This is a genomic window from Ensifer adhaerens, from assembly GCF_020035535.1.
Classification (GTDB): Bacteria; Pseudomonadota; Alphaproteobacteria; order Rhizobiales; family Rhizobiaceae; genus Ensifer.
This window is the reverse complement of the sequence record NZ_CP083350.1, coordinates 2,048,695-2,061,849: the sequence shown is the minus strand read 5'-3', so window position 1 is coordinate 2,061,849 and position 13,155 is coordinate 2,048,695. Positions and strand designations below refer to the sequence as shown.

At 56.2% G+C, this 13,155-nt stretch carries 11 protein-coding genes and 1 pseudogene; 8 read left to right on the top strand and 4 right to left on the bottom strand.

Annotated elements, in window-relative coordinates; translation table 11 throughout:
* The first annotated feature begins 184 nt into the window (after positions 1-184).
* The 6 genes and pseudogenes from LAC81_RS29690 (at position 185) to LAC81_RS29665 (ending at position 5,706) form a co-directional block, all read left to right on the top strand.
* Positions 185-1,486: an MFS transporter gene (locus LAC81_RS29690; RefSeq protein WP_223728251.1), complete on the top strand. Its 1,302-nt coding sequence runs from the start codon at positions 185-187 to the stop codon at positions 1,484-1,486.
* A 113-nt stretch (positions 1,487-1,599) separates the two neighbouring features.
* Positions 1,600-2,793 carry an enolase C-terminal domain-like protein gene (locus tag LAC81_RS29685; protein WP_223728250.1) on the top strand — a complete coding sequence of 398 codons (1,194 nt, stop codon included), beginning with the start codon at positions 1,600-1,602 and terminating at the stop codon, positions 2,791-2,793.
* A gap of 265 nt (positions 2,794-3,058) precedes the next feature.
* Complete coding sequence (gene tnpA, locus LAC81_RS29680) at positions 3,059-3,421, top strand: IS66-like element accessory protein TnpA (protein WP_223728249.1); 363 nt, start codon at positions 3,059-3,061, stop codon at positions 3,419-3,421.
* Positions 3,418-3,765: an IS66 family insertion sequence element accessory protein TnpB gene (tnpB, locus tag LAC81_RS29675; RefSeq protein ID WP_223728248.1), complete on the top strand. Its 348-nt coding sequence runs from the start codon at positions 3,418-3,420 to the stop codon at positions 3,763-3,765. The genes tnpA and tnpB overlap by 4 nt, the downstream gene beginning before the upstream one ends.
* 72 nt (positions 3,766-3,837) lie before the next feature.
* On the top strand, positions 3,838-5,406 hold the full coding sequence (tnpC, locus tag LAC81_RS29670; RefSeq protein WP_223728247.1) for an IS66 family transposase: 1,569 nt from the start codon (positions 3,838-3,840) through the stop codon (positions 5,404-5,406).
* A pseudogene (locus tag LAC81_RS29665) lies at positions 5,406-5,706 on the top strand (hypothetical protein). The gene tnpC and the pseudogene LAC81_RS29665 overlap by 1 nt, the downstream one beginning before the upstream one ends.
* Before the next feature lie 645 nt (positions 5,707-6,351).
* Here the strand turns inward: LAC81_RS29665 and LAC81_RS29660 are convergent.
* The 4 genes from LAC81_RS29660 to LAC81_RS29645 form a co-directional block, all read right to left on the bottom strand.
* Positions 6,352-7,308 (bottom strand): D-cysteine desulfhydrase family protein, encoded by a 957-nt coding sequence (locus LAC81_RS29660; RefSeq protein ID WP_223728246.1) that lies wholly within the window; start codon positions 7,306-7,308, stop codon positions 6,352-6,354.
* 35 nt (positions 7,309-7,343) lie between these two features.
* Complete coding sequence (locus LAC81_RS29655; RefSeq protein WP_223728245.1) at positions 7,344-9,743, bottom strand: transketolase-like TK C-terminal-containing protein; 2,400 nt, start codon at positions 9,741-9,743, stop codon at positions 7,344-7,346.
* A gap of 145 nt (positions 9,744-9,888) precedes the next feature.
* On the bottom strand, positions 9,889-10,494 hold the full coding sequence (locus tag LAC81_RS29650; RefSeq protein WP_223728244.1) for a cupin domain-containing protein: 606 nt from the start codon (positions 10,492-10,494) through the stop codon (positions 9,889-9,891).
* A gap of 90 nt (positions 10,495-10,584) precedes the next feature.
* The gene (locus tag LAC81_RS29645; protein WP_223728243.1) at positions 10,585-11,355 is read right to left on the bottom strand and encodes a substrate-binding periplasmic protein; all 771 of its coding nucleotides are present in this window, start codon (positions 11,353-11,355) and stop codon (positions 10,585-10,587) included.
* A gap of 337 nt (positions 11,356-11,692) precedes the next feature.
* On the opposite strand from LAC81_RS29645, the gene LAC81_RS29640 reads away from it, so the two are divergent.
* Together LAC81_RS29640 and LAC81_RS29635 are read left to right on the top strand one after the other, a co-directional pair.
* Positions 11,693-12,352 (top strand): amino acid ABC transporter permease, encoded by a 660-nt coding sequence (locus LAC81_RS29640; protein ID WP_223728242.1) that lies wholly within the window; start codon positions 11,693-11,695, stop codon positions 12,350-12,352.
* 1 nt (position 12,353) lies between these two features.
* Positions 12,354-13,130, top strand: a complete 777-nt coding sequence (locus LAC81_RS29635; protein ID WP_223728241.1) for an amino acid ABC transporter ATP-binding protein — start codon at positions 12,354-12,356, stop codon at positions 13,128-13,130.
* Positions 13,131-13,155: the final 25 nt, after the last annotated feature.

The following is a 13,155-nucleotide window of genomic DNA, read 5'->3' as shown; positions in this document are numbered from 1 at the left end:
TCGGCCCCGAGTCGGGTCACGCTATCGTTTTGGGCGCGTATTAAACGAAGTACCACTCAATATCGTAGGGCCGCACAAAGAGACACTTTTGAGCAAAAGTTCCGGAAACGTTTCCATAGAGATTCAAAACAACACCGAACCATCACGGTTGGGATTACACTCAGTGACGAGTCAGGGAGGAAAAATGACTGTCTCGGAAAAGCAAATTGTAAGGAAGCTCACCTGGCGTCTCCTGCCAGTTCTCATATTTTCGTATTTTATCGCCATTGTCGATCGCGCGAACATAGGCGTTGCCGCGCTGACCATGAACCAGGACCTCGGCCTGAGTGCTACAGCCTTTGGCTTTGCGGCCGGCGTTTTCTTCATTCCGTATGTATTGCTCGAACTTCCTTCAAACCTCGCTCTGGAGCGGTTAGGGGCCAGGTGGTGGATTGCGCGTATCATGCTGACCTGGGGCTTGATCTCAGTCGCACACGCGCTGGTGTGGAATGATACCAGCCTCTACGTACTGCGCGCTTTACTCGGCGCTGCCGAAGCGGGCTTTTTCCCCGGTGTGGTATTCTATCTCACCCTTTGGTTCCCTGCTGCCTATCGCGGGCGCATAATCAGCGCGTTTATGACGGGAATCCCGATCGCTCTTGTAGTCGGCACCCCGCTATCCACGCTCCTGCTTCAACTCGACGGACTGATGGGAATGCACGGCTGGCAATGGATGTATATTGTCGAAGGTATCCCAGCCATCATTCTAGCCTTTTTCATTCCTTTCCTCCTTCCGAGCAAGCCGAACGATGCTGGTTTTCTAACTGAAACGGAACGCAAGTGGCTTGTCGCCCGCCTCGACGCGGAACGACACGAAAGGGAAGCGCTTCAACTTGGCAGTCGGCGCCCGCTGAAAGCCTTGTTCACGTTACCAGTTTTGCTTTTCTGCCTGATGTATTATGGCCTCACCAATCTTAATGGCGCCGTAAGCACATTCCTGCCCCAGATCCTGAAGGAATTTGGCTTCGGTCAGATCGAGACAGGGTTTCTCGCTGCTATACCTTATGCCTTCGGCGCTGCGGGAATGCTGCTGCTGGGTCGCCTCGCCGATCTTCCGGACCGTCGTGCCATCGCCAATTATGTAGCTCTCGGCATTTCGATCATCGGGCTGATTGCCTCGGCATCAACTAGTGACCCAACTCTCAAGCTCCTAGCACTCTGCATCGCGGCATTCGGCGTTTTTGGGGCGATGCCCGTCTTTTGGGGCTTGCCGACGTCCATTCTCAGCGGCGCGACCGCTGCGGGTGGCATCGCCTTCATCAACTCACTTGGAAACCTTTCCAGCGTCATCAATCCCTGGGTAATCGGCATCATCCGCGACAAGACCGGAAACTATAACGGCGGGCTCTATTGGCTGTCACTCATGGCGACCTTGTCGATTTTTATCCTCACGATAATCGTATCGCTCTACGGTCGTAAGCTAGCGGTCGCGGAGAGTGCTCAATAAGCAAAGATCACGCAGTAGAGCGCGCGCACGCGCTCTACTCCTTCGCCCGACAACACGCCTCATCCGAAAAACACCAACCTCTTTCGGAACCACGTTTTAAAGGCTCCAATATTATGCGCATTACCGAGGTCCGCCTCCGCCAACTACGGGGCACGCTTCCTACTCAAGGCAATCTGTGGGAAGCACGGCTTGTCCGGCCACTGGACGTCTATCCTGAATATCGGAATCGCGATGATTTCGAAGGTGGCGAACAAACGGAAGACGGCTTCAAAATCGTCACTCACTTCGTCGAAATTCATACGGACGAAGGCGTAACTGGTCTCGCGGGTCCTATTCCGGAAACAGTTGCTTTCATCATCGCCAAGCACCTGCGCCGCCTGCTGCTCGGCCAAGACGCCATAGCGGGCGAAAAACTTTGGGACCAGATGCACCGCGCCATGGTGCACGGACGTCAAGGAGACGCAATGCTTGCGATCAGCGCGGTAGATTGCGCGCTTTGGGACCTACGGGGCAAATGGCTTCAGCAACCGGTCTATCGATTGTTGGGCGGCCCGACCCAAACCGCAATTCCGGCCTATGCGTCGATGCTTGGTTTCGACACCGAGGATTTGGCCAAAGTTCATTCGCGGGCGGTTGAGTTCAAGGAAAAGGGCTATCGCGCCCAGAAGTGGTTCTTCCGTCACGGCCCGATGAGCGGCCACGAGGGCATGAAGAAGAACGTCGATCTCGTTCGCACGCTGCGCGAGGCTACCGGGGACGACTACGACCTGATGTTCGATTGCTGGCAGGCCATGGACGTCGGCTATGTAACGGAACTCGCTGATCGTATTGCCCAATACAAGCCGCGCTGGTTGGAAGAATGCGTCATGCCGGATCGCCTCGACAGCTACAAGAAGCTGGGCGATAGAATCCGTATTCCCCTCGCCGGGGCCGAGCACGAATATACACGCTGGGGCTTCAAGACCTTTATTGATCTGGGAGCTCTCGAAATCATTCAGCCGGATATTTACTGGTGCGGCGGCCTGACGGAAACGCTGAAGATTGCGGCCTATGCGACGGCTCATGACATCATCACGATTCCCCACGGCCACTCCAGCTTCGTGACAGCGCATTTCTCAGCCGTTCAGTCACCGATCCATACGCCCTATCAAGAATATCTGGTGAAATGGAATGCTGTGCATCAGCACTTCCTGGTCGATCCGCTCGACGTTGTGGAGGGAGTGATCACTATTCCAGACCGTCCAGGTCTAGCGATGGCAATTGACGAGAGTAAGATCGAGCAACAAGCAATCGTATTTGAGGCATAAGGGGTACCACGGAAGGCACCTCTAAAGTTCGGGTCGGCTGAATCCACTGTGATCTCATGCACGGGGTTAGAGCAGTCTCAACGGTGATCGTGAATCGATCGAAGCATGCCCTGGCATGTCTATTCTGCCCGACCGTACCGGAATCGCAGAAACCTTCACCGTAAGCGTCCGGTGAGCGGATTTTGCTGAACGAGCCAGTTAGGCGATGTTCTGGCATTAGAACCAGCATTAGTGCTGACACTAATTCCAGATCTGAGAGGTTGGCATGGCTCGCATGGAGATCATTTCCGGCGTTGAGCGTAGGCGGCGATGGTCGAAAGAAGCTAAGCTGGAGATATTGGCAGAAGCCGACCGGCCTGGCGTCCGCATTGGTGATGTAGCTCGTCGCCATGACATCTATCCGGCTCAGATCCGTTTATGGCGGCAGACACTTAGCCACTTCGAGGCGTCAACCTCGTTTCTTCCGGTACAGCTCGTCGACGAAGTAGGCCTCGGGCAGCCGCCTGTAGCTTCGCCGACGCCAGTGTTTATCGAGATCTCGCTCCGAAACGGGCGGGGTTTGAAAGTTCCAGCAGACATCGAGCGAAAGACGCTGGCATCGTTGATCGCCTGTGTGGAGGCAGCATGATCGGGCCATCGGGGAATGTGCGGGTCTATTTGGCCTGTGGGGTGACCGACATGCGTCGTGGGATTGATGGTCTCTCGGCGCTGGCCGAGACCGTCATAAAGGAAGCGCCAGGGTCCGGCGCCATCTTCGGGTTCCGCGGCAAGCGCGCGGATCGGATCAAGCTTTTATGGTGGGATGGCCAGGGGTTCTGCCTATTCTACAAGGTTCTGGAGCGCGGATATTTTCCTTGGCCGACGGCGAAGGATGGCGTGGCGCACCTGACACAGGCCCAACTTTCCATGCTTATCGAGGGGATCGACTGGCGTCGACCGGCGTGGACTTCCGCTCCCGGCCGAACGGGGTAAACACCTTATTTTACAAGGGAATCCAGGCAAAGATGCTAGCGCTTGAGGCGCAAATCGGCTACGTTTTTGGGCATGAAAACAACGCCGCTGGACAGTCAGGACGAGCTTGCTGCTTTGCGGGTGCTCGTCGCTGAACAGGCGGCGAAACTCAGCGAGCAAGAAGCGGAGGTCGGCAAACGCGACTCCATTATCAGCCTTCTGCGCGCGCAACTGGAACTGCTCCGCCATCGGCAGCATGGCCCTTCTTCGGAAAAGATCGATCGGAAGATCGAGCAATTTGAGCTGATGTTGGAGGAGATCGAGGCCTCTCGCGCGGAGGCCGAGATGCGCTCCGGGAAAGCCCCCTTGCCGGAGTTGGATGACGCACCTGGTAAGCCGAAGCGCAGACCTCTGCCGGATGGCCTGGCAACCGAAGAGCTGGTCTATGCGGCCCCCTGCCGTTGCCCGACCTGTGGTGGCAGGTCTTTCCTGAAGGCGGCGGACAAGGTGGTCCAGGTGATGGAGCACGTACCGGCGTCAGTGAAGATTGTCCGCCACGTCGAAAAGCGCATGATCTGCAAGGACTGCGATACGACGGTATCCGGCGAAATGCCGACCTTGCCGATCGAGCGAGGCAAACCCGGACCGGGCTTGCTCGCCCATATCATGGTCGCCAAATTCGACGACCACATTCCGCTCTATCGTCTATCCGAGATGTACGACCGGCTGGGGATAGACATCTCCCGGTCCGTGATGGCGGACTGGATGGGCCGTGTGTCCGTTCTGCTTTCGCCCCTCATTTTGCTGATCAGAGCCCATATCGCCGCGGTCGATCGAATACATACGGACGATACCCCGGTTGATGTTCTCGATCCTGGGCGAGGAAAGACAAAAACCGGTAGGGTCTGGGTCTATGTCTTCGATGGCAGTGGCTATCAAGATCCAACTCCCAGAGCCACTGCTTATTATTATAGCCCCGACCGCAAGGGCGCACATCCCGCAGACCACCTCGCTGACTTCAGCGGCGTGATGCATGCGGATGGCTATGGTGGCTATAAGAAGCTTTACGGCAATCAGATCATCGAGGCCGCGTGCATGGCGCATGTGCGCCGCAAGTTCCATGACGTGATCAAACTCAAGCCATCACCGATCGCCGGGGAGGCGCTGACGCACATCGGCGCGCTCTACGATATCGAGGATCGTATCCACGGCATTCCGGCTGATGAGCGACGCGCACTGCGCCAGGAACATGCCAGGCCCATCCTGAGGGACTTGAAGGTGTGGATCGAGGATACGCTTCCGACGTTGCCGCAGAAACAGAAGCTGGCGGAAGCGATGCGATACGCACTCTCGCGATGGGACGCATTGAGCGTTTACATCGACGACGGCCGTGTCGAAATCGACAACAATATAGCCGAACGTGCGATGCGCCCCCTCGGGATTGGCCGTAAGAACTGGCTCTTCGCCGGCTCGGACAAGGGCGGAGAGCGCATCGCCAATATCCTGACCATCATCGAAACGGCCAAACTGCATGGCCACAATCCCGAAATCTACCTCACGGACGTCCTAACCCGGATCAAGGATTACCCAATAGACAGGCTGGAAGATCTGTTGCCATGGAATATGCTCCCAGCAGGTTCCGCACTGCAGAAGGCTGTATGATGGCTCGTTCGATGCACATTTATACGATCGAAAACGTCGCCGCCATGATCGGCGAAAACCTGGAACTGCTCAGAGAAATCTCCGCCAACTCGGACAATATCGACTACGGCGAAATGGTGCACGTCCACGACCGAAGAGGGCACAACCGGCTTCACGGACCGAGGCGTCGAATGCATCGAGGAGTTCCTAGCGGATATCCGGACATGGCACGGAGGAGTTCGCCAGTTTTTGGTCGATGAACAATGCGACCCTGAAACGATCGAGCGCATAATGACCGACGAGCTAAAGCGCGCGCCCTAACTCTGCGCCTCGAGCACGGCAAAAAATGCATTCGCCGGACGCTCACCCTTCACCGGTTGAATCTAGCATAGAAGTATAGCTTTTCCCCGCGTTCAGCGAGCCACCTGGATGCGGCTTTGCCCCGCCTTACGGCGGGGCCTTTTTCTTTCTACCCTGCTCGTGTGGGACGTCTGCCACTTATGGACACTTGGTGACGCGAAGAATGGCGCCGCTGGTCTGCCCCTCCTCTCAGGACCCTTTACGAATGAAGATTCCTGCGTCGCGTCAGGCCGGATTGTCGCATAGTCTTCGGGATCACCCACGGTCTTTTTTGCCAGTTAGAATTCCCGACGCATGTTCTGGCTCTTGTCCCTCAGTATTCTGCGCAAGGAGCCAAATCGTAGACGATAGTGTCCAGGTATCGGGCTGGTCTGAAAAGTCGGCTATTCGGATTTTCGTGTAGAATCGCGAATCCTCTGACCGTTACTAATGACGATGTTCGGAGCTCAGGGTTGTAGTCCGATTTCCGCCGGCGTTTGACTCGCGCAATTGCGGCGCGCAGGTAGCGTAGCGCTGCACTTTAACGTCGCAGTTCGGCATGAACTCACAGCTGAAGCTCCAGCGACTGTGCAGCGGTTCTTTCCAGCATTTGGAATGTATGTTTCGTTAGCGCTGCCCCGTGAGATGCAATATTTCGGGGTTCCCAAAGAAGCCAGGCAACCCGCCAGAATGGAGGAAGATCGTCTGTTCGCCTGGTCTCACAAGTCCCTCTCGAACGGCTGCGATAAGGCCCGCGAATGCGCGACCGGTATAGATGGGATCCAAAATGATCCCCCCATACCGAGCCACCAATTGGAGTGCCTCTTCCACTGGTTCGGTCAGGTACGCGTATCCGAGCCCCACCTGGTCTCCTCGGATGCTGAGCGGCTCGGAGTAGTCCTCTTTCGCCATCGCCGAAATCAACGCTCTTACCCGCTGCTCGGGATCGCTCACTGCGCCAGCATCGACGCCGTGAACACGCGTTCCGCCGAGGGAGTGGACAAGGCCAGCCATTGTTCCACCAGACCCAACCGCAGTAAACACATGCGCCAAGTTGGGGGCTTGCACCTTCAACTCATCACCACAGTCGGCATAACCGTGCGCGGCAATGCTGCTCGACCCACCAAACGGAATAAACGCAACTGGCGTCCCCTCCTCTTCGAGGCGCCGGACTTCCTGCCTTGCACGCTCCTCCAAAGCCAGGTCATCAACATCTCCTGCCCAGAGCATTTCGGCGCCTAGCAGCCCATTGAGAGCGAGATTCCCTGTGAAATCCGTTGGGCGGTTGCCGGCCAGGACGAGGACTACATGCAAGCCAAGTTTCGCTCCCGCCGCGGCGGTTAAACGCGCGTGGTTGCTCTGGGCAGCACCGACCGTCACCAAGGTCTTCGCGCCTTCTGCGAGCGCCTTGGCACACGTATACTCAAGTTTGCGAAGCTTGTTTCCACCGCCGGCAAGACCCGTCAGGTCGTCCCGTTTGAACCACAGATCACCTGCGCGCAGTCCAAGGGCGATTGCCAACCTGGGTGATGCCTCTAATGGCGAGGGCCAGGTGGCCAGGTGGATTTTCTCAGGTCTATCCATGTAATCGATCCTCAGTACGTCTCTTTCATTAGAACTCAGGCAACACGCACCGCAGCCGGCATTGCGTCTGTCCGCACAACCGATTCAGCAGCTTCGATGATGGACTCGGTGTCAATTCCGTAATGGGCGTAGAGATCCGCGACCGTGCCAGTCTGTCCGAAGTGCTCGACGCCGAGCGATATTGTCCGATGGCCCTCCACAGATCCGAGCCATCCGAGCGTTGCCGGATGGCCATCAGTGACGGTAATCAGACTTGCAGTTCGTGAGGCGGCCGAAAGTAGCGTCTCGATGTGACTCCGCGCGTGAATAGCACCGTGGCGTCGTGCTCGTTGCGCGGCTGTCCAGCCCGCATTCAGCCGATCCGCACTGGTGACAGCCATGACGGCGACGTCCCCATGTGTTTCGGCAAGTCGTCCTGCTGCCAGCAAGACTTCGGGCGCGATGCAGCCTTGGTAGGCGAGCACAATACGGGTCCTGACGGATGGCGGTCGCAACCAGTATGCGCCGTCTATGACCCCCTGTCTGAAACTCGCGTCCCCACGCCTCGTAGCAATTTGCTCGAGTGGCCGCGTTGTGAGCCGCAGGTAAACCGAACCACCGGTCTCGTCCCGCAGCCAGGTCCGTGGATCGTGTTTGGCTTCGCCACTAAGCTGCATATAGTCAAAGGCCCAATCCATGATGATCGAGAGTTCGTCAAGGTAAGCCGGTTCGAAGCTAGCTAAACCGTCCTGGCTCATGCCAATGAGCTGTGAGCCGATTGACTGGTGGGCTCCGCCCTCCGGTGCCAATGTGATGCCGGAAGGCGTTCCGACAACCATGAAGCGTGCATCCTGGTAGCAAGCGTAGTTTAGCGCATCGAGCCCCCGTGCGACGAAGGGATCGTATACCGTGCCGATCGGTAAGAGGCGCTCGCCGAAAAGGGAGTGCGATAAGCCAGCAGCGCCTAGCAGGAGGAACAGGTTCATCTCAGCAATGCCGAGTTCGATATGTTGGCCGGATGGTCCAAACTCCCATTTCTGCGCCGAAGGCACGCGCTCGTCACGGAACGTGTCGGCCACCCTCTCCCGCGCGAAGAGCCCCCGCCGGTTGACCCAAGGGCCGAGGTTGGTCGACACAGTTACATCCGGCGCCATGGTAACGATCCGCTCCGCCAGCGCGTCTCCGCGTTGAGCGAGAGCATCGAGGATCTTCCCGAAACCAGCCTGAGTTGACAGTTCTCGGTCGTCAAGGAAGGCAGGTCCAGAGGTTAGCACAGCTGGCGCTGTGAAGCGCCGCGTGCCTTTGGCGAAGAAGGGTACCGCCTTGAGAAAACCACGCAATGGACCGGGCGACGTGACGGCACCGAATGGTTCCCATTCCGCCCCCGGCTTAACACCAATTCGTTCCTGAAAGGCCGCCATCTGGGCTTTGGTCATCAAGCCAGCGTGATTGTCCTTGTGACCCGCTAGGGGCGTCCCCCAGCCTTTAATGGTATAGGCGAGGAAGACGGTTGGACGGTCGTGATCTATGTCGCCGAAGGTCCTGACCAAGGTTTCCAGGCAGTGGCCGCCGAGATTGCACATAAGATCGGAAAGCTGGTCGTCGGTCCTACCTGATAGCAGCTCTGTAACACCGGCTTCACTCCCAATTTCGTCGCTTAGGCGCTTGCGCCAAGCCGCGCCTCCTTGGAAGGTCAGGGCCGAATAGAGCTGGTTCGGGCACCGTTCAATCCAGTTCCGCAACGTTTCGCCGCCGGGCTCGCAGAAGGCTGCCTCCTGCAACACTCCGTGTTTCAGCACTTTCACGTCCCAACCAAAGGCACTGAAAATGCCCTCGATGCGCTGCCACAGACCTTCGCGCACCACCCCGTCGAGGCTCTGGCGATTGTAGTCGATCACCCACCAGGTATTCCGAAGGTCATGTTTCCAGCCCTCCTGGAGGCATTCGTAGATGTTGCCTTCGTCGAGCTCAGCATCCCCCACCAACGCAATCATCCTGCCCGCCGGTCGGCTTCCCCAGCGCTTGGAGCCGATATAATCCTGCACCAGCGAAGCGAACGCCGTAATCGCCACGCCTAGTCCAACCGACCCGGTTGAAAAATCAACGTCGTCGATGTCCTTGGTCCGACTCGGGTATGATTGCGCACCACCGAAACCACGGAAGTTTTCAAGCTTATCCCGCGTTTGGTTGCCCATGAGGTATTGAACCGCATGATAGACAGGCGAGGCGTGGGGCTTAACGGCTACACGGTCTTCAGGCCGCAATATGTGAAAGTAGAGTGCCGTCATAATTGAGGCGATTGACGCCGACGACGCTTGATGTCCGCCAACCTTCACCTCGCCCTTTTCGCGCAGGTGGTTGGCATTGTGGACCATCCAGCATGCATGCCACAGTACCTGTCGCTCCAGATCCCTCAAGCTTGCCAGTTGCTGGGGCGTCAAAGCCGATCCGGTCATTTCCCTCTCCTTCAATCCACGAATTTTCCGTTTAACAGACGACGATGCTCGCGCTGAGCACGTCCGTACTCAGCCCTTGATTTGAGATTTTTGCTCAACGACACGAGAAGCAACAGAAGCTGAAATCAGCATCTGTTTGGCAAACTCAGATAGCGGCTTCGCTCTGCTTTGTGTTCATTATCCACAAGACCTCGGCGTCTGCGTCCGACGCATTTCGAATGCCGTGAGGCAGCCCGCTTGAGAATTGAAAGCTATCGCCCTGCTCCAGGACATAACTGCTCCCATTCACGTCCAGAACGACCTGACCGCTTACGACCAAGCCCGCCTTCTCTCCTGATCCGATCAGGACATCAGTTTGATTGACCCCTGGGCGCAGCGTAATTTTCATGAACTGGATGTCGTGATCACCCACCGGTGACAGCATCTGTTTGGTCACGTCACCGTGCTTGAACTCCATGACAAGTCGGTCACTCTTGCGACGGATAATCGAATTTTGCGAAACACCAGGCTGGTCCGATGTCTCAAGCAACGCCATCAACGGAATGTCCATGGCTGTGCGGAGCCGCTCTAGAATACGAATGGAAGGACTTGAAATATCGCGCTCGATCTGACTGATCATACCGACCGAAACGCCGGCGAGATTTGCCACTTCTTTCACAGTCATCTTCCGCTGGATACGAATCTGACGCAGGCGCGAGCCGACGGTCTCCTCAGATGGCGTTGTCTCAGCTGAATTCAGTTTCGAGCGCATAGGCATGTTATTTAATCTCGCACGTCAATGAAAAGACTAGGTCGAGAAGGCCTTGCGGCCTTCTCGACGCATGATTGATCTTGCAGATCCTTATAGAATTCCGTCCATTCCCCACTTTGCTAGTATCTTCTTAAGCGTTCCGTCCTCTTTCATCTCGGTTAGAGACGCATTGATTTTATCGAGTAGATCCTTGTTGCCTTTACGCACTCCAAACGCAACATCTTCCTTGAGAAGAGGTTCATACTCCTCGACAACATGCATTCCTTGCAGCGCACCAGCCGCCTGTTGTCCCTTGATGATCGGGTAGTCGTTCATTCCGGCGACAACTCTCCCCAAGGACACGTCGCGAGCCAGGTCAGCAGCACTGTCGTAAAACTTCACTTCTTTCGCGACATTAAGGTCCTGCAGCATGGAGCCGTACGTAGTGCCGGCCATCGCCCCCACAACCTCATCCTTGAAGTCCTTTGCCGTCTTAAAGGTCTTGCTTTGATCATCACGTACGAAGATGCCTTCGCCGTAGGCAAGAATCGGCTGTGAAAAATCAACGAACTTGGCGCGTTGCTCATTGGGGGTCATGCCGGCAACGATCATGTCGATCTTTCCGGCGATAACCGATTGCACCAGCGTCGCGAAGATCACGGCGTCAAACTTCAGGTCGAGGTTCTGACGCCGAGCAATTTCCAACGCAATCTCTGGCATATAGCCTTCGATTTTCCCCGTTTTTGTATTCAGGAACGTGGAAGGAGCGCTTGAGGGCGGAGAGCCTGCCGTGATCGTGTCAGCCAAGCTCGGGGTCGAGAACGCAATGGCTGCGGACAGCGCCCCTGCGACGAAACAACGTTTTTTTCCCATGCGAAGCATTGTTCACCTCATATGTCAGCGCACGCAAGTTCGCCTTTGCAGATGCGCTTTTTTGTTTGGGCCAGCATGTTCAAAGTGGCATCGAATGCAATTGTTGCATCGACGTTTTTCACGATATTGAACTTTTCCGCTTCGTCAATCGAAAAATAGTGAATTAGCGTTTCAAAAAATATGAACCGCACTCAACGGAAATTTACCCTTAGATCTCAATGCATTATTCGAACATTCGGCGGAAAACAGGCTGCATCTGACTACGAGTTGAAGAAAACCTGCTTGACTCACTTTTCAAAGAATGTTCACTAAATTGAACTACGAAGTTTGAACGGAGGGGGAGACCATGATCGCATGGGACCAGCTGGGAGAGTACGCGCCTTTGCTATTAATGGGCGCCTTGGCAACGGTTCGGGTAAGTGTTGGGGCGATTTTGCTCAGCATTCCCCTGGGGCTGCTGTGGGCCTTAGCGACCCTCTCCGGAAAAGCCTTGCTAGCAAAGCCGGTGACGTACCTGATCAATCTCGTCCGCGGGACGCCGATGATCGTTCTCCTGTTTTATATTTACTTCGTCGCCCCTGATCTCGGCGTCCAACTGAATGCGATGGATGCTGCGATACTTGGTCTCGGGTTCGCGTACTCAACGTACCTCGCTGAAATATTCAGGGCCGGGATTGAAGCCGTTGACGCCGGTCAAATGGAAGCTGCACGCTCCATCGGCATGGGGCGCGTTAAAGCAATGCGTCGGGTCGTGCTCCCTCAGGCTTTTCGGCTGGCACTGCCACCGCTCGCAAACATGTTCGTCATGATGGTCAAGGACTCCGCTCTGGCATCCACCATTTCAGTGAACGAGGTCACGCGACAGGGACAGCTCATCGCGGCTTCCACATTCGATAACACAACCGTCTACACCCTGGTGGCCGTGCTGTATCTGGCTATGACGCTGCCTTTGATGTCGTTCACAAAATGGCTTGAACAGCGCTTTGGCAAACATCGGGACCGCTAACATGATCGAGCTCACAAATGTCCACAAACGCTTTGGAGAATTCGAGGTTCTCAAAGGCGTCTCGCTTGCCGTCTCGAAAGGGGAAGTCGTCTGTTTGATCGGAGCGTCCGGCTCCGGTAAGTCGACGATGCTGCGGTGCATAAACGGGCTGGAGACCTATCAAGCGGGAAGCATAAAGCTGCTTGGTAATACCGTCGATTCAAAAAGCAGGGAGATCAACGATCTGCGTCGGCAGATCGGAATGGTATTCCAGCGCTTCAACCTGTTCCCACACCGCACCGCGCTCGAGAATGTGATGGAGGGCCCAGTGCATGTAAACGGGGAACCAGCGAGCAAAGCGAGAGAGAAAGCAGCTGCGTTGCTAGAAAGAGTGGGACTGGGCGGCAAGTTGAACTGCTACCCCTCCCAACTTTCAGGTGGCCAACAGCAGCGCGTGGCAATCGCCCGATCACTCGCGATGTCGCCAAAGGCCATCCTGTTCGACGAACCGACCTCCGCTCTCGATCCCGAACTCGTCGGTGAAGTACTGCAGGTCATGCGCGACCTCGCAGATGAGGGTATGACCATGATCATCGTGACGCACGAAATGCAGTTCGCGCGCGAAGTGGCTGACCGGGTCTGCTTCCTTCACGGAGGCCGGATCGTTGAAGAGGGACCTGCTTCGGACGTTCTCACCTCCCCCAAAGAGGAACGCACGCGCGACTTCTTGAGGCGGGTCTTGCATGACACCGTCCCAAATTCGTCCCGACATAGCGGAAGAAGCTCATCCTTGGCGTGACGATCACGTCATTCGCAAAGGCAAG

What these genes read in the sequence shown, in the direction of transcription:
- tnpB (WP_223728248.1), top strand. Translation starts at nt 3,418, where the DNA reads ATGATCGGGCCATCGGGGAATGTGCGGGTCTATTTGGCCTGTGGGGTG.
- LAC81_RS29640 (WP_223728242.1), top strand. Translation starts at nt 11,693, where the DNA reads ATGATCGCATGGGACCAGCTGGGAGAGTACGCGCCTTTGCTATTAATG.
- tnpC (WP_223728247.1), top strand. Translation starts at nt 3,838, where the DNA reads ATGAAAACAACGCCGCTGGACAGTCAGGACGAGCTTGCTGCTTTGCGG.
- LAC81_RS29650 (WP_223728244.1), bottom strand. Translation starts at nt 10,494, where the DNA reads ATGCGCTCGAAACTGAATTCAGCTGAGACAACGCCATCTGAGGAGACC.
- LAC81_RS29690 (WP_223728251.1), top strand. Translation starts at nt 185, where the DNA reads ATGACTGTCTCGGAAAAGCAAATTGTAAGGAAGCTCACCTGGCGTCTC.
- LAC81_RS29685 (WP_223728250.1), top strand. Translation starts at nt 1,600, where the DNA reads ATGCGCATTACCGAGGTCCGCCTCCGCCAACTACGGGGCACGCTTCCT.
- LAC81_RS29635 (WP_223728241.1), top strand. Translation starts at nt 12,354, where the DNA reads ATGATCGAGCTCACAAATGTCCACAAACGCTTTGGAGAATTCGAGGTT.
- LAC81_RS29645 (WP_223728243.1), bottom strand. Translation starts at nt 11,355, where the DNA reads ATGCTTCGCATGGGAAAAAAACGTTGTTTCGTCGCAGGGGCGCTGTCC.
- LAC81_RS29655 (WP_223728245.1), bottom strand. Translation starts at nt 9,743, where the DNA reads ATGACCGGATCGGCTTTGACGCCCCAGCAACTGGCAAGCTTGAGGGAT.
- tnpA (WP_223728249.1), top strand. Translation starts at nt 3,059, where the DNA reads ATGGCTCGCATGGAGATCATTTCCGGCGTTGAGCGTAGGCGGCGATGG.
- LAC81_RS29660 (WP_223728246.1), bottom strand. Translation starts at nt 7,308, where the DNA reads ATGGATAGACCTGAGAAAATCCACCTGGCCACCTGGCCCTCGCCATTA.